This window comes from Aeromonas mytilicola subsp. aquatica (assembly GCF_044336385.1).
Lineage (GTDB): Bacteria > Pseudomonadota > Gammaproteobacteria > Enterobacterales > Aeromonadaceae > Aeromonas > Aeromonas rivipollensis.
Window position 1 is genome coordinate 1,067,671 of sequence record NZ_CP172298.1, and the last position, 16,257, is coordinate 1,083,927.

The 16,257-nt window shown below is 62.1% G+C and carries 14 protein-coding genes; 6 read left to right on the plus strand and 8 right to left on the minus strand.

The features are described from left to right. Nucleotides 1-67: 67 nt before the first annotated feature. From ACFWHB_RS05200 to rlmM, 5 genes are all read left to right on the plus strand, one after another. Entirely contained in the window at nt 68-2,203 is a 2,136-nt protein-coding gene (locus tag ACFWHB_RS05200; RefSeq protein WP_395949608.1) for a methyl-accepting chemotaxis protein, read from the plus strand. A gap of 282 nt (nt 2,204-2,485) precedes the next feature. Further along, entirely contained in the window at nt 2,486-3,406 is a 921-nt protein-coding gene (locus tag ACFWHB_RS05205; RefSeq protein ID WP_262111294.1) for a transcriptional regulator GcvA, read from the plus strand. Nucleotides 3,407-3,410: 4 nt separating this feature from the next. Then, nucleotides 3,411-4,049 carry an alpha/beta family hydrolase gene (locus tag ACFWHB_RS05210; protein ID WP_395949609.1) on the plus strand — a complete coding sequence of 213 codons (639 nt, stop codon included), beginning with the start codon at nt 3,411-3,413 and terminating at the stop codon, nt 4,047-4,049. A 34-nt stretch (nt 4,050-4,083) separates the two neighbouring features. Then, on the plus strand, nt 4,084-4,470 hold the full coding sequence (locus tag ACFWHB_RS05215; RefSeq protein WP_395949610.1) for a DUF423 domain-containing protein: 387 nt from the start codon (nt 4,084-4,086) through the stop codon (nt 4,468-4,470). Beyond that, a complete protein-coding gene (rlmM, locus tag ACFWHB_RS05220; RefSeq protein WP_395949611.1) occupies nt 4,463-5,557 on the plus strand; it encodes a 23S rRNA (cytidine(2498)-2'-O)-methyltransferase RlmM in 1,095 nt (364 codons plus the stop codon). The genes ACFWHB_RS05215 and rlmM overlap by 8 nt, the downstream gene beginning before the upstream one ends. An 82-nt stretch (nt 5,558-5,639) precedes the next feature. Here the strand turns inward: rlmM and ACFWHB_RS05225 are convergent, their stop codons facing one another. The 7 genes from ACFWHB_RS05225 to queF form a co-directional block, all read right to left on the minus strand. Then, complete coding sequence (locus ACFWHB_RS05225; protein WP_163147683.1) at nt 5,640-6,083, minus strand: hypothetical protein; 444 nt, start codon at nt 6,081-6,083, stop codon at nt 5,640-5,642. Between the two features lie 119 nt (nt 6,084-6,202). Beyond that, nucleotides 6,203-7,210: an isocitrate dehydrogenase gene (locus ACFWHB_RS05230; RefSeq protein ID WP_025327939.1), complete on the minus strand. Its 1,008-nt coding sequence runs from the start codon at nt 7,208-7,210 to the stop codon at nt 6,203-6,205. A gap of 142 nt (nt 7,211-7,352) precedes the next feature. Continuing rightward, nucleotides 7,353-8,162 carry a flap endonuclease Xni gene (gene xni, locus ACFWHB_RS05235; protein ID WP_395949612.1) on the minus strand — a complete coding sequence of 270 codons (810 nt, stop codon included), beginning with the start codon at nt 8,160-8,162 and terminating at the stop codon, nt 7,353-7,355. A gap of 135 nt (nt 8,163-8,297) precedes the next feature. Then, entirely contained in the window at nt 8,298-9,653 is a 1,356-nt protein-coding gene (gene ppnN, locus ACFWHB_RS05240) for a nucleotide 5'-monophosphate nucleosidase PpnN (RefSeq protein WP_106886059.1), read from the minus strand. A 158-nt stretch (nt 9,654-9,811) separates the two neighbouring features. Beyond that, nucleotides 9,812-11,407 carry a GGDEF domain-containing protein gene (locus ACFWHB_RS05245; protein WP_395949613.1) on the minus strand — a complete coding sequence of 532 codons (1,596 nt, stop codon included), beginning with the start codon at nt 11,405-11,407 and terminating at the stop codon, nt 9,812-9,814. Between the two features lie 85 nt (nt 11,408-11,492). After that, nucleotides 11,493-13,763 (minus strand): hypothetical protein, encoded by a 2,271-nt coding sequence (locus ACFWHB_RS05250; RefSeq protein WP_106886061.1) that lies wholly within the window; start codon nt 13,761-13,763, stop codon nt 11,493-11,495. 114 nt (nt 13,764-13,877) lie between these two features. Beyond that, nucleotides 13,878-14,726 carry an NADPH-dependent 7-cyano-7-deazaguanine reductase QueF gene (gene queF, locus ACFWHB_RS05255; protein ID WP_303806258.1) on the minus strand — a complete coding sequence of 283 codons (849 nt, stop codon included), beginning with the start codon at nt 14,724-14,726 and terminating at the stop codon, nt 13,878-13,880. Between the two features lie 105 nt (nt 14,727-14,831). Here queF and syd point away from each other — a divergent pair, with 105 nt between their 5' ends. Continuing rightward, a complete protein-coding gene (gene syd, locus ACFWHB_RS05260) occupies nt 14,832-15,380 on the plus strand; it encodes a SecY-interacting protein (RefSeq protein ID WP_395949614.1) in 549 nt (182 codons plus the stop codon). A gap of 87 nt (nt 15,381-15,467) precedes the next feature. Here syd and ACFWHB_RS05265 read toward each other — a convergent pair whose 3' ends face one another. Further along, on the minus strand, nt 15,468-16,253 hold the full coding sequence (locus tag ACFWHB_RS05265; RefSeq protein ID WP_395949615.1) for a Zn-ribbon-containing protein: 786 nt from the start codon (nt 16,251-16,253) through the stop codon (nt 15,468-15,470). Nucleotides 16,254-16,257: the final 4 nt, after the last annotated feature.

A 16,257-nucleotide genomic window follows, 5' to 3' on the forward strand; every position in this document is an offset into this window, starting at 1 on the left:
TTTAGTTAAGTTTTTGTGTCCAAAACCGATACAGTGTTCACATCTGTAGACGTTAGGAAATCGTGGCATGAGTTCTCTTTCTGTTCAGGGACGGATCACCCTGATTGCCGGTTGTTGCCTGTTGGCCAGTGCCGCCGCACTGGTCGCCTCTTCCCTCTTCAATGCGGCCCGTATGCAGGAGCAGGTGCTCACCTCCACCACCCTGGAGGGGCAGCACGCGGCAGAAAACTGGATGAAGGCCATGGGGTCCACCCAGGCGGCCAGAGTGACCAGCTACCTCGACGAGGCCTATTTCAGAGCCACTCTGCTGGCGGAGGGCATTTTGTTCCAGCGCAAGAACGCGGCCGACAACTTCGTTCACTCCGAGGCGCTGCGCAATGCCGTGAACCAGCAGTTGCAGGACGCGGCGGAGTCATCGGCCAATCTGCTCGGGGTCTATGCGGTATTCGAACCCAATCAGCTCGACGGCGAAGACGACAACTATCAGGGCTCGACCGCGCTCGGGGCCAACGACAAGGGGCGCTTCTCCAGCTACTGGGCCAGAGTTGACGGCAAGGTGACCCTGGAGGTGATGGACGAGGCGCTGCTGGCCAACGACAAGCCGTCCGAGCACGGTGGCCTGGAGAATGACTGGTACAGCTGCAGCATTCGCAGCCGTGCCCTCTGTTTGCTCGATCCCTATGTGGACGAGGTGGGCACCCGGCAGGTGCTGATGACCTCGGTAACGGCCCCCTTGCTGGATCAGGGGACCCTGCTCGGCATGGTCGGGGTTGACATCTCGCTGGCCACCTTGCAAAGCCTGGTGGAGGAGATGGACAAGACGCTCTATGAGGGGCAGGGCAAGGTGCTGCTGCTCAGTCACGAGGGCCGGGTGGCCGGGGTCGAAGGGTTCAAGGTCGCTCTTGGGGATACCCTGGATCAGCAGGGGCTGTCGACGGATCTCAACGGCTGGCTCGCCAAGGGGGAGGTGGTCACGCGCTGGAGCCCGGATGGCGCCCTGCTGCAGACCTTCGTGCCGGTCAGCATGCGCGGGACGGATCGCCAGTGGGGCATCTACATCGAACTGCCCCGCGCCGTGGTGCTCGCCTCTGCCCTGCAACTGCAGGATGAGCTCGAGACCCAGTCCCAGCGCAGCGTCGCCACCCAGCTGCTGATCGGCGGGGCCATCTCGGCCCTGGCCCTGCTCTGCATCTGGCTGATGGCTCAGCGCATCGTCGCCCCCATTCGCACCGTGGTGGCCCGCCTCAAGGACATCGCCAGCGGCGAGGGGGATCTGACCCAGCGCATCGACCTGCACCGTGATGACGAGATCGGCGAACTGGCGAAGTGGTTCAACAACTTCCTGGACAAGCTGCAATCCACCATCAGCCAGGTGATCGATACGGTGGCCGGTACCCGGGCCAGCGCGTCGCTGGCGGCGCAGGGGGCCGAGCGAACCAGCGCCGGCATGCAGTCCCAGTATCAGGAGGTGGATCTGGTGGCCACGGCGTTCGAGGAGCTGAGCGCCACCGCCCTGCAGGTCGCGGGCAATGCCAGCTCGGCGGTGAGTGCGGCCAACCAGGCGGACATGGCGGCGCAGGAGGGCAAGTCCGTGGTCGCCGATACCCAGCAGGCCATGTCCAGGCTGATGGCGGTGATCAGCGACGCCAAGCCGGTGGTGGAGCGGCTGGCCGCCAACAGCGACAACATCAACGACATCCTCATCGTGATCCAGGGGATAGCCGAGCAGACCAACCTGCTGGCGCTCAATGCCGCCATAGAGGCGGCGCGGGCCGGTGAACAGGGCCGCGGCTTCGCCGTGGTGGCCGACGAGGTGCGCAACCTGGCCGGCCGTACCCAGAATGCCATCGTCGAGATCCAGACGCTGATCACCGAGCTGCAGTCGGGCACAGAGGCTGTGGTCAAGGCGATCATGACGGGCCACAGTCAGGCGGGTCTGACCCTTGGCAAGGTGGAGCTGTCGGTCAGCGTGCTGGAGCAGATCATCCATGCGGTGGCCACCATCCATCAGATGAACGAGCAGATAGCCAGGGCGGCGCAGGAGCAGAGCGGGGTGGCGGACGAGATCAACCGCAACGTCAGCAACATCCGCGACGTGAGCCACACCATCAGGGCCGAGGCGGCCACCTCGGCCGACAACGGACGCGAGTTGTCGCAACTGGCGGACAAACAGCAGCAACTGGTGGGGCAATTCAGGGTATAGAGATAAGAAAAAAGGCGCCATCCAACCGGAGGCGCCAAACACATTCAGATGACAGACTGGGTTAAATCGCATTGATTTAGCCCTTCTTCCCGCAGAGGAAGAAACACAACACCACAATCGCTGTCGGCCCACTCACAAAAACCACATGTAAACCAACATGGAAGAGAAGGTGTGAGCCATATGGCAACGGATTGCGTGGCGAATTATGTTTATTCACTGGTCGACCCGCAACCGACAATTTATAATGCGCCCCATTAGAAAAACTCATCGTCGGCTGGTGTCATGTCTCGTCGTTTACCCCCGCTCAATGCCCTGAAAGCATTCGAAGCAGCGGCTCGCCACTTAAGCTTTACCCGCGCAGCAGAAGAGTTGTTTGTGACTCAGGCCGCCATCAGCCACCAGATCAAGGCGCTGGAGGAGTACCTCGGCATCAAGCTGTTCCGTCGCAAGAACCGCTCCCTGCTGCTGACCGAGGAGGGGCAGAGCTACTTCCTCGACATCAAGGACATCTTCGCTTCCATCTCAGAGGCCACCGACAAGCTGCTGGCCCGCAGCGCCAAGGGGGCGCTCACCGTCTCCCTGCAGCCGAGTTTCGCCATCCAGTGGCTGGTGCCCAGGCTGGTGAAGTTCAGCGAGCGCCACCCCGACATCGATGTGCGGATCAAGGCGGTGGACATGGACGAGGGATCCCTGACCGACGACGTGGACGTGGCCATCTACTACGGCCGTGGCAACTGGCCAGGGCTGCGCTGTGACAAGCTGCACACCGAGTACCTGATCCCGGTCTGCTCCCCCCTGTTGCTGACCGGCCCCAAGCCCCTGCGCACCCCGGAGGATCTGACCAGGCACACCCTGCTGCACGACACCTCCCGGCGCGACTGGAAGGCCTGGTTCCGCCAGCTCGACATCGACGCACCGAACGTCAACCAGGGGCCCATCTTCAGCCACTCCACCATGGTGATCCAGGCGGCTATCCACGGTCAGGGGGTGGCGCTCGGTCACAGCGTGCTGGCCCAGCCCGAGATCGAGGCGGGTCGCCTCATCTGCCCGTTCGAGCAGGTGCTGGTGAGCAAGAACGCCTTCTACCTGGTGTGCCAGGAGCAGCAGTCCGATCAGGGCAAGATAGTGGCCTTCCGCGACTGGATGCTGGAGCTGGTGGAGCAGGAGGAGGCCCGTCGCCGGGCCCGTCTCGCCGATGGTTGAGGGGATGGATGTGACAAGAGAGGGGGCGAGCGACGCCCCCGTTCGCATTCTGCTGGCCCACGGCGCGGGCGCCGGCATGGATCATGCCTTTCTCGCCGAGCTGTCGCGGCTGCTGGCGGGGCCGGATATCGAGGTGGTGCGCTTCAACTTCCCCTACATGAGCAAGCGGGCCCAGGATGGCAGGCGCAGGCCGCCGGACCGGCAACCCGTGCTGCTCGCCCACTGGCGCGAGATGGTGCGCGGGTTTGCCCATCCCCGCTTGTTCCTGGCGGGCAAGTCCATGGGGGGGTGGATGGCGGCCGAGCTCTATCACGAAGGGGGCGACGAGATGAATGCTGCAGGATTGCTCATTCTCGGGTATCCTTTCCACCCCCCGGCCAGCCCCGACCGCTGGCGGGGTGAGGTGCTCAAGCAGATCACGACGCCGACCCTGCTGCTGCAGGGGGAGCGCGACACCTTTGGCTCTCGCGCCGAGCTGGCCGATTTCCCCTTCTCCCCCGCCGTATCGGTCCACTGGCTGACCGATGGGGATCATGGCTTCAAGCCGAGGAAGGTCCGCGGCGTGAGCGAGCAGGAGAACCTGCGACAGGCTGCGGAGCGGATCAAGGGGTTTATCGCGGCGACTCCGTCCCGGTGTGCCTGAAGGGATGGCCGCGCGCAGAGAACGAGGAGAGAGGATGCAAGTCCATCGACATTGGCTGGTGCTGGCGGGTTGTTTCGGCCTGACGGCCACCATGCTGGGAGCCTATGGGGCTCACGGGTTGGCGGCGACCGGCATAGCCCCTCCACTGCTGGCGGCGTTCAACACAGCGGTGCAGTATCAGTTTTTTCACGCCCTGGCCCTGCTGGTGCTGGGGTGGTGCGGCGTGCGCAGCAAGGTGATTACCTTCGCGGGCACCGCCTTTGTGCTGGGGATCCTGGGATTCTCCGGCAGTATTTACGCCATGGTGCTGCTTGGCAGCAAGGGGCTGGGGCTCATCACCCCGGCCGGTGGCCTCTGTTTTATGTTGGGATGGGCGGCTCTGATATGGGCCGGCTGTCGTCTTGGAGGAAAAAATGAATAATCTGCTGCTTTATTGCCGCCCGGGTTTTGAGAAAGAGGCGGCGGCAGAGATCACCGAACGAGCCAGCAACATGCAGTGCTACGGTTTCGCCCGGGTCAAGGACGACAGCGGTTACGTGATTTTCGAGCTGTATGACGAGGAGCAGGCCGATCTGCTGGCCCGCAAGCTGCCGTTCCGTGAGCTCATCTTCATCCGCCAGATGCTGGTGGTGACCCATGAGCTGAAGGATCTGGACCTCTCCGATCGGGTTTCCCCCATCATAGAGGCGACCAGTGACTATGCCATCTGTGGCGATCTGCGGGTGGAGACAGCCGACACCAACGAGGCGAAGGAGCTCTCTGCCTTCTGCCGCAAGTTCACGGTGCCGCTGCGCCAGGCGCTGCGCAGCAACGAGATCCTGACCAAGAAGGAGACGCCGCACCGTCCGGTGTTCCACGCCTTCTTCATGGCCAATGATCACCTGTTGCTGGGGTACTCCTACTCCTTCAACAACTCCGAATTCCACATGGGCATTCCGCGCCTGCGCTGCCCGCCGGATGCCCCGAGTCGCTCCAGCCTCAAGCTGGAAGAGGCCTTCTATGTGTTCGTGCCGCGGGAAGAGTGGGAACTGCGCCTCACCTCCGGCATGAAGGCCGTCGATCTGGGCGCCTGCCCGGGCGGCTGGACCTATCAGCTGGTGCGCCGTGGCATGATGGTGACCGCGGTGGACAACGGCTCCATGGCCCAGTCCCTGATGGATACCGGCCAGGTCAAGCACATTCGCGACGACGGTTTCGTCTGGCGGCCAGGCAAGAAGAACACCTACTGGCTGGTGTGCGACATGGTGGACAAGCCGGCGCGGGTGGTCCACATGATTGCCGACTGGTTCCGCGAGAACGACTGCCAGGAGGCCATGTTCAACCTCAAGCTGCCGATGAAGAAGCGCTATGCCGAGGCGGTGCACAACATAGAGGTGCTGCGGGAGATGCTCAAGGAGATCGACAATGCGTTCGTGATCCAGGCCAAGCAGCTCTACCACGATCGCGAAGAGATCACCGTGCACGTCTACAACAAGTTCTGGGTCTCCAAGCTCGAACCCAAGTCCTGAGCAGGGCACCCACGTCACCTGGTGTGACGCCAAATAAAAACCGGACGGCTAGCCCCGTCCGGTTTTTTGCTTTCTGGCGCCATCAGAAGCGGTAGTCGAAGCGCATCATGGACTCGTCATCGGTGATCTTGAGCTCGATCTGGAGCGGAATTGTCTTGTCGGTGGGGTTGAACTGCATCTTGACGCCGTCCCCCCTGAGCTTGACCGAGGTATGGATGCCACCGGCGTTGAACTTGATCCTCGGTTTGTGCTTTTCGAACGAGAGGCTCACGCTCTTCTCGGCCGTCAGGTTCAGTTTCTGGTAGGGGGTGACCCGCTGGGTGCCGTTGCTGTCGGTCATGATATCCACGCCGAGGGAGAGCGGCTTGGGGCTCTTGAGCAGGTCGTTGGTATCGATATTGGACTGCCAGGTCTGCTTGGCCGGCGGCTCATGCTGAGGGGGCGGTGTCAACCAGGCGTTGTCGATGGGCCTGTCTAATGCCATGGTACTGCTGCTGAAGATCAGCACGATGAAAGTAGCACGCATGATGGATCTCCTTATCCCTCATATGAACATAGTATTCATCTGACAAGGGAGATAGGGGGATCCGGTATAAAACGAAGGGAGCCGAAGCTCCCTTTTTAAATCAATCAGTTAGATATGATTTATAGACGGTCTATGATGGCCTGGGTGAATTCGCTGGTGGAGGCCGTGCCCCCCAGATCCCGGGTCACCCGATCGCCGGACTCGATGGTCGCCCGCACAGCCTCGCGGATGCGTTCGGCCTTGTCCTGCATGCCCAGATACTCCAGCATTTGGATGGAGGCGAGGATCACCGAGGTCGGGTTGGCGATGTTCTTGCCGGCGATGTCCGGCGCCGAGCCGTGCACCGCTTCGAAAATGGCGGCGCCCTCACCTATGTTGGCACCTGGGGCCATGCCTAAGCCCCCCACCAGACCGGCGCAGAGATCCGAGAGGATGTCGCCGAACAGGTTGGTGGTGACCATGACATCGAACCGCTCCGGGTACATCACCAGATTCATGCAGGCGGCGTCGACTATCATCTCTTCGTTCTGGATATCCGGATAGCGGGCGGCCACCTCGCGCGCCACTTCCAGGAACAGGCCCGAGGTGGACTTGAGGATGTTGGCCTTGTGGATGATGGTGACCTTCTTGCGCCCTTCCTGGCGCGCCAGCTCGAAGGCGAAGGTGACGATGCGTTCAGCCCCGTCGCGGGTGATGATGCTCATCGCCTCGGCGCTCTGGTTGTCATCGCTGCGCTTCTGGCCGGCGCCCGAGTACATGCCCTCGGTGTTTTCACGCACAGTGATGATGTCGATGTTGTCGTAACGGCTCCTGGTGCCCTTGAAGGAGATCACCGGGCGCACGTTGGCGTAGAGGTTGAACTTCTTGCGCAGGGAGACGTTGATGGAGGTGAAGCCGCCGCCGACCGGGGTGGTGAGGGGGCCCTTCAGGCTGACCTTGTTCTTCTCAATCAAATCGAGGGTGGACTGGGGCAGCAGCTCGCCGTGCTTCTCCAGCGCGACCAGACCGGCATCGGCATAGTCATAGTCAAAGTCACAGCCGGCGTGGGTCAGGATCTGGATGGCGGATTCGATGATGCTGGGGCCTATGCCGTCGCCCGGAATGACGGTAATTTTTCTTTTTGACATGAGACGTATCCACTTCTAGGGAACAGAGGGGGAGGATTCGGCGGTTTTATACCATTTTTGCACCACCTCCTCCATGTTTCTTTACATTTTTCCCATTTATGTCAACAGGTACGGCCTGTTTCGGGGAATAGTGTGCAGGGGATCACGCCCCCGAGTCGGGCTCGGGCGGGTAGCGGATCTCTCTCAGGTTGAAGCCTAAGGGGATGTCTTGCTGCAACCGCACCAGCCGCTGGGCCAGCAGGGCCTCATCCTTGTGCTGGCGCAGCTTGAGCAGAGGCTTGCCGGCGTCTTCCTGCTGGCAGGCGTCCAGCATGGCGGCCAGATCGCCATATTGCTGCAGCAGCTGGGTCGCCGTCTTTGGCCCTATGCCCGGCACCCCCTTGATATGGGAGCCGCCGATGCCGGTCAGGGCCCAGAAGTCCACCAGCTGCGCCGGGACGACGCCATATTGCTGCTGGACGAAGGCCTCATCCAGCCAGCGCTTGTTGAAGTAGTCGCGGACCCGGATCTGCGGGCAGATGAGCTGGCAGAAGCCCTTGTCGGTGGAGATGATGGTGGCCCTGGCGCCGTGCTGGGCAATTCCACTGGCTAACGTGGCGATAAGATCGTCCGCCTCGTCGGTCTGGGAGAGCAGGGCATCCACACCGCACTCCCAGAAGGCGTCCTGCAGGTCAGCCAGTCCCTCCCTCAGCTCCTGTGGCATGGGGGTGCGCCCCTCCTTGTAGGCCGGATAGATCTCCTTGCGCCAGCTGTGCACCTCGCCGTCAAACACGGCGATGGCGTGGGTCGGTTCGCTGCCGGCCAGCAGTTTCTTGCAGGTGTTGATGAGGTTGGCGCGGGTGGCGATCAGGGCCTGGGCCGGGGTCAGCGCCTGCTGGGCCTGCACCGCGTGCAGTCGGCGGATGAGGTTGAGGGCATCGATGATGAGCAGGTGTGGCCTGGGGTGTTGCATGGCAGGGAGCACTCTTGGCGGTCGGGACGGCCCATTGTAACAAGGGATGGGCATCATGCTAACCCCGGACGCCAGGGCCGGGAAGTGAAGGAGGGGTCTGGGGCCCCTCCTGTCATCACGGGCACTGCGCCCTTATTATTTCACGATTTCGTAGCAGGGAATGTACTGGCTGCCAGGCAGCTTCATCCGCTGCTGCCTGACGAAGCTCTCCAGCAGCCTGTCCATCAGGTGCATCAGCTCCTTGTCGCCGTGCAGCTTGAAGGGGCCCTTCTTCTCGATGGCGCGAATGCCCCCTTCCTTGACGTTGCCCGCCACTATGCCGGAGAAGGCGCGCCTCAGGTTCGCCGCCAGCAGCTGGGGCGGCTGGTTGCGGTGCAGATCCAGGCTCGCCATGCTGGCGTGATCCGGCTCGAACGGCAACTGGAACTCCGGCTCTATGCGCAAGGACCAGTTGAAGGAGTAGGCATCGCCCACCGACTTGCGGTATTCGCGGATCTTCGGCATCGCCTCCTTCATCACCCGCGCCACTTCCGGGGCATCCCCGACAATGATGCGGTAGAGGCTGGTGGCCGGCTCACCCAGGGTGGCCTTGACGAAGTCGTCGATGGCGCGGAAGTAGTCGGCGCTCTCCTTCGGACCGGTCAGTATGATGGGCATGGGCTGCCGCTCGTTGGCCGGGTGCATCATGATGCCGAGCAGATAGAGCAGCTCCTCGGCGGTGCCGACCCCGCCCGGGAAGATGATGATGCCGTGGCCCAGACGTACGAAGGCCTCCAGCCGCTTCTCGATGTCCGGCAGTATCACCAGCTCGTTGACTATGGGGTTGGGGGGCTCGGCGGCGATGATGGAGGGCTCGGTGAGACCTATGTAGCGGCCGTTGCGCACCCGCTGCTTGGCGTGGCCGACGGCGGCCCCCTTCATGGGGCCTTCCATGGCACCCGGGCCGCAGCCGGTGCAGATGTTGAGCTCCCGCAGACCCAGCTCGCTGCCCACGGCGCGGGTGTACTGGTACTCCACCTCGTTGATGGAGTGACCGCCCCAGCAGACCACCAGGTTGGGATCGGCGCCGGGCAGGATCGCCTTGGCGTTGCGCAGTATGGCGAACACCACGTTGGATATATGGGTGGAGCTGGTCAGGTTGACCAGGCGATTGGACTCCAGCTGGGTCGAGACATAGAGGATGTCGCGCAGCACGGAGAACAGGTGCTCCTGGATGCCGCGGATGATCTCGCCATCGACGAAGGCGTGCTCGGGGGCATTGAACAGCTCGAGTTTGACCCCGCGCTCGCGCCGGATCACATGAATGTCGAAGGACTTGAAGCGCTCCAGTATCTCTTTGGAGCTGTCGGTGTGGCTGCCGGAGTTGAGCACCGCCAGCGAGCAGTTGCGAAACAGTTGATAGATATCGCTGGAGGCGGTCTGCTTGAGGCGATCTACCTCAAGTTGGGACAGCAGGTCCATGCTGCCCACGGGATTGATGTGTGTAATCATAATTTCCCCTTTCACTCGCTTGTTATCGTTGTGCTTTCCCTGGGGAGAAAACGGGATGCCATGGCATCCCTCGATTTCGATAGTAGAGGCAAGGGGTGGGGCAGGGGAATAGGGGGGCGGTGCGTTTGCCTGTTTTTTAGCCGCAGTTCAACCCGGGTTCAGGCCAGATTGACCTGATCCCGGCCCAGATTCTTGGAGCTGTAGAGTGCCTTGTCGGCGCGCTCGAATGCGTCCGTGGTGTGGTCCCCTTCGCGAAACAGGGTGGCGCCGATGGAGATGGTGATCTCGACCCTGGCGTCTCTGAACCGGAACGGAATGCTCTTGACCGTCTGGCGCAGGTTCTCCAGGGGTTTCTGGTACTTGTCCGGATTGATGTTCGGCAGCAGCACCACGAACTCCTCCCCACCGAAGCGGGCGATGAAGTCGGTGTCACGCAAGGCGTTCTGCAAGGCCTTGGCGACCACCTTCAATGCCTTGTCCCCGGCCATGTGGCCGTAGTTGTCGTTGATGTTCTTGAAGTGGTCTATGTCGATGATGGCCAGGCACAGCGGGGTGCCGTAGCGCAGCCAGCGCTTGTACTCGAGCTCGAGCCGCTCGTCGAGGGCCGCCCTGTTGTGCACCTGGGTCAGGCTGTCGAGGAACAGCTTGTGCTTCTGGATGGTGAGCCGCTTCTTGTACTCGGCCGTCTCCTCCTTCATCAGTCGCAGCTTGGCTTCCATGTTGGAGAGGTGGGTGAGCAGGTGACGCTCGCGGCTGGCCATGGCCTCCCGCTCCTGCTGCAGGCGACGTATGGTGTCCAGATGGCTGGAGATGGCGCCCTTGAGGGACAGCGGGGAATTGTGGGTCGCCATGGTGTGGTCGATGGCGGCGAGTTCCCGCTCCAGCGCCTGGCCGCTGAGGTGGGTGGCATTTTGCAGCGCCCGCCCCTCGTCCAGGGACTCGGTAAAGTTGAAATGTACCGCGGAGAGGCTCTCGTTGAGGGAGCTGAGGAAGGCCTGGGAGGATTTACGCTCCTCCCGCGTCCCCTCAATGATGAGCTCGATGATCTGCAGGCAGATCTCCGCCAGCAGGGGTGGGGTGATCCCCCCCAGCAGCTGGCGGCGTATGTCCGCCAGGCTCTCCCCCACGGCGCCGGCAAAGTCGAGCTCTGTGATGAGCCGCTGCAGCTCATCGGAGATCTGGGCGTGGGCCTTGATATCGAAGGAGTCGGTGGGCGCCGGGTTGGAGAGCTCGGTGGCCACCTCGGGGGCGAGCAGCGGCTGGCGTGGCAGCAGCTGGATCTTGATGGCCTGCTGGTAGAACTCCAGCAAGCGGATCACCTTCTTCTGGTGATCGCCTATGCCGTAGCCCTCGGGGCTCGCGAGAAACTCCTTGAGGGAGCGACGGGTATCTTCCGGGAAGCCCTTCAATGACTTGAGCTGCTTGCTGCCGAGATCGATGGCGGCTCGAGTCAGACTGATGGACTCCTCCATGGCGTGGCCATGTTGCTGCAACAGCTTCTCGATGACGGCGAGATCGGCGTCGAGCGACGAGAGGGGAGGATTGCCATCGAGCTTCTGCTTGAGCTTGGCGAGCCGGCTGTCCAGTTCACGATCGTGACCACGGCAGGCCTGCATCAGCTTGCCGATAAACTGGATGCTGCGGGTGCGTTCGGCATCGGAGAACGTGGCCATGCCATCGAGCTCCTGCTGTTTTTGCTGAAGGGATTCCCTGAGTCTTGCCAGTTGTCCTGTTACGGCAGCGATATCATTCATTGTGCAGGTCGCCCTGTTGTCATTATCGTTTTTGTGTCGTCCAGCAACAGTAAGCCAATGAAAGACCCCGTTGAGTACCTTTTTGTTATGGGTTATCCGGCACTTTCGTCCGTGAAAGCAAAAGCCAATTAACCCATTGCTTTTCATGAGAAGAATTTACTTTTACCAGTCCCTTGTCAATTGCCATCAAGCAGCATTGCCACACATCGCCATTAAAAAATGCGGCCTGTTGGCAATCGATGGCCGCCAGCTCCAGCCAGACGCTCTGCTGGTATTTGTCACTGAGTTGCATGGCCCCCGAGAGCGCCAGATAACAGAGGTCGAACAGGCCGTGATGATCGAGGGCCATGGCCGCCTTGGGCAGGAAGGGATGGCTGACGATGCCGAGGCTGATGTGCCTGTCCAGCGGGTATTCGCAGGGGAAGGCGGCCAGGGTCTCCAGCAACTCCTGCGCCAGCTGGTGCAGCTGGGCCACGTGACGTTGAGGCACCACATAGAGCAGGTGTCCCTCGCGCAGGTCGTAGATGCGGCCATCCTGAGGGGTCAGCTGATTGACGTAGCGGCCGAAGGCCTGCTCAATCTCGCGGCTGACCTGATATCCATGCTGCTCCAGGCTGTTGACCAGGAAGGGCACCCGGAACAGCAGGTAGTGGAGCTTGTCGTCAAACTCGCTGGTGGGGCGCTCGCTCAGGTACCAGCGATCGGATTTTTGCTGGCGCTTGGCCATCTCGCGAGGCCAGCGGCTCATCAGTCGCTGCCAGTTGGCAAGGCCGCTGCGCGGCTCGATGAGCAGGGCTTCGCCCAGCTGTCTGGCATTGAGGCGGGCGACCCGCAGCTTGAGCCAGAGGGTGAAGAAGAGGTAGATGAACAGGACCAGCAGCAGGCCAGTGCTGACGCTGGTCCAGAGATAGCGCTCCTGCTGATGCTGGCTCTGGTCGAGGCGCTGCTCCAGCTCCTTGACCTGCTGGACGCGCTCCACCTGGGCGTAGTTGTCGCGGACCGCCTCCTGCTCCAGATCGAGCTGCTGCTGGCGGACCAGCTCGCTGCGCTGGTGATAATTCTTGTAGCTCTCGAGGGCCTGCTGGAGGTAGCCCTTCTGCTCGTAGGCGATGGCGAGCAGCCGGAAGATTTCAAACTGGCGGCGGATGTCGCCAATCCGGTTGGCCAGGGTCAGGGCATTCTCCAGCTGCAGGATGGCGATGCCCGCCTCCTGCTGCTTGAGGTGCAGCTCTCCCAGCAGCAACAGGGTATCGATCAGCGACTCCTTGTCGTCCCCCAGCTCGTGGGACTGGCGCGCCGCATTGAGGTAGTTGCGGGCCAGGGTCAGGTTGCCGGTCTGCAGATAGGTCTTGCCTATCTCGAACTTGAGGTGGGCGATGCGGGTGCGGTTGTTGTTCTCGCCCAGCAGATCCAGGGCGTTGAAGAAGTAGACCAGCGCCATGTTCATCTCCCCCTGATCCCGGTTGAGCCGGGCGAGCACTATCAGGGCGTCGCTCAGCAGGGAGGGGTTACCGAGGGCATGGAAGTAGTTGGCCGCCTCGTTGGCATACTGCAGCGCTTTTTGCGGCTCCTGCTCCGCCTGATAGAGGCTGATCATCTGGTTCGACAGCAGGCCGAGGAAGAGGGGATCCTGCAGATTCTTGGCCTGCTGCTGGGCGTCGATATACTCCCCGAGGGCGAGCTGGGGCTGTCCGAGCGCCTGATAGAGATCCCCTCCCACGGCGCTGACCCAGGCCCTGGCCAGGGGGTTCTTGGCCTGTTCCGCCCATTGGCGCGCCTCTGTCAGCTGGCGCTTGGCCAGATCGAACTGGCGCCCCTCCATGCTGGCATTGACGTGCAGCAGGCGGCTGTAGACCTGCAGCTGACTTTCTTTGAGGCCGGGGTTGGTCAGCAGCTTGTCCAGCTGTTCGAGCGCCATAGTGCTGGCGCCAGGGGCATGCTCCTGCATCTCCCGGCTGCGGATCTTGAGGTAGAGACCATGGGCCTGCAGCTCGAACTGCTGCTCCTTCTCGGCCATGGCGATGCCCTTGTCGAAGGAGTCCTGGGCCGGCTGGCTCTGTCCCAGCTGTTGCAGGCACTCGCCCTGAAGCAGATAGGCACCCGTGGTCTGGGTCGCAGTGCCATAGCTCAGGATTGGCTCCCGATATCCGTATTCCTGACGGTTGCTGATGATTTGCTTGGGGTTATTGGCCGTGCGTTCGAGGAAGGAGGTGGCAATCTGGACACATCTGGCGGGATCGGTCAGCACCAGGGTCTGTGCCTGCTGCAGATCGATAGACAACTGCTCCTTGGCCAGATCCAGATCCGGAGCCGACAGGGAGGACATCATCATTGCCAGAAAAAACAGTTGATTCATTGGATTAAGAACGGCACCGAGGTGCAGGCATGTTATCCAAGCCCACCCCCGCCCGTCCAGAGTTCATTGATGACATGGGTGATGGGCCTGATCCCCCGGGTTGTGGCGCCGGGCTTACTGGCGGATGAGGCGCAGGTTGGCGGGCACCGGCTCCCAGTCGCTGCGGAAGGGGTTGATGTCCAGCCCCCCGCGGCGGGTGTAGCGGGCATAGACGGTCAGCTGCTGCGGGGCGCAGAAGTGCTTGAGATCGATGAAGATGCGCTCAATGCACTGCTCGTGGAACTCGTTGTGCTGGCGGAAGGAGATGAGATAGCGCAGCAGCTTCTCCCGATTGAGGCGCGGGCCGCGGTAGTGGATCACCAGGGATCCCCAGTCCGGCTGGCTGGTGACCAGGCAGTTGGACTTGAGCAGATGGCTGTGGAGTGTCTCTTCCACTATGTCCGCCTCTGCGGCCCCTTGCAGCAGGGTCTGGTCAAACTCGTAGCCGTCGATCTCGATGTCCTGTTCGTCGATACACTCCCCCGGCAGCGCCGCTATCTGATGGGGGGCCTGATCGAGGGAGAAGAGGGTGACGCTCACCTCCGCCCCGGCACAGGCGCTCAGGTCTTTGGCCAGCAGTGCCTGCACCGCTGCCAGCGAGTCGCAACGGGTCTGGTTGAAGGAGTTGAGGTAGAGCTTGAACGACTTGGATTCGATGAGGTTCGGGCTGGTGGCGGGCACGGCCACTTCGCCGAGCGCGACCACGGGCTTGCCCTTGGCGTTGAGCCAGGAGAGTTCATACAGGGTCCAGACGTCGCAGCCCTGGAAGGGCAGCGTTTCGCCAAGGCCGAGATCGTCGCGGTTCAGACTGCGTGGCACGGGTTGCAGCAGGGACGGGGTGTACTGGCTGATGTAGGCAGACTGCTGCCCCAGGCTCAGGCCCTGCAACGCGCTGGCGCCTGCGTATCTCTCTTGTTTGCTCATGCTTTTTTGCTCACGCTTGTCTGATAAAGGGTTTGATGGTGCAATGCCCGGATTTTTCGGTCAGGTTCTTGCGGCGATCAGAGGCCGCTATTGTGGGGAATATCGATGTCGGATCAAGTCCTGTCTGCCCTGGAGCAGTTCTTTTTACGCTGGCAGCGCGATGGCGAGGCGAGGCGAGGGCTGCCTCTGTGTGAGTGGGAGGCCGACTGGCGCTCCCCTTGCGAGCTGGATGAGCCCAGAGAGGGGCGGGTAGCCTGGCGCCCGCACCGGCGCCCTGTGCCCGCCGACTTTACGGCCATGGCCGATGCCCTGGAGCTGACTCTGCACCCGAGCACCCTTGCCCTGTTTGGCCACTGGTTCAGCCGCCCGCTCCCCTGCTCCTACAAGGGGCTGCGCATCGAACTCATACTGCCGTGGAACGAGGCGGATCTGGACTTGCTCAGGGAGAACCTCATCGGCCACCTGCTGATGCTGCGCAAGTTGAAGCGCACCCCTTCGCTCTTCATCGCCACCACCCGCAACGAGATGACGCTGGTGTCGCTCGATAACGAGAGCGGTCAGGTGTGGCTGGAGTGGCTGGACTCCGGTCGCCGTCTGGTGCTGGCTCCTTCCCTGCCCGATTTTCTCGCGCGGCTGGAGACCTTGCCGCAGTAAGCGGACCCGTTTTCCCTCGCCCTGTATGAACGAGAAGGGCCTTGCCAGATTGCAAGGCCCTTCTTTCATGGGGGAACGGCGCAGGAGCTAGTCCTTGAAGTCCCAGGAGAGGTTGGAGACCAGCCGGCAGGGATCGCACTTGAAGTCGAAGATCTCGTGCAATGGGGCTGCCAGTGCCCAGTCGCCGCCACAGCCTGGGCAGGGGCGTGCCAACTCCGCCGCCTTGCTCAGGCCGCCGACCCTATAGAGGTAGTAGTAAGTCGGGATCCCGCAGAGCCCCTCCAGTCGTCTGGCCAGATCGCTGCCCCGGCGCTGTAGGCGGCTGCCCACCTCGCTGATTTCTTGCAGCACAGCGTGCTCGGCGATGGAGCCGTTCATCTGCAACTGATCGCAGGCCTCCCAATCCTCCTGCCACTTGATGATCTGCTTGTGGTCGCCGTTGGCGATGGCGGGCAGACAGTAGAGCGGAATGGGGGCGAAATGATCGCCGCAGCGCAGGGGGGAGCAAGTGTGCACAAAGCTGGTGTAGAGCAGCATCCAGCTTGGCCGTTCTCCCTCCTGGCCGCAAGGATCCGTGCTGTCGGAGAGCAGATCCATGCCGAGCAGATGGGGCTTGGGGGCCAGCAGCCCCGCCTGGTGCAGGCCCTGTTCGGCCAGCGCGACCTGCTCGCTCTGGTTGTCCGGGTGCAGGCTGTCCTGCTCCGGGCAGACCACCCGGCTGACGAAGCCACCATCCTGCATGCTGGTGGGAAACTCCCGTCCCAGGATCTGTCCCTGGTAGCGCAGCATGTCGAGGTAGTTGACTATGGCCGGCTCGGCCTCGCCGAGGGAGGTGTCACGGTAGCATTCAAAGTTGAGTTCGAGGATATACATGGGG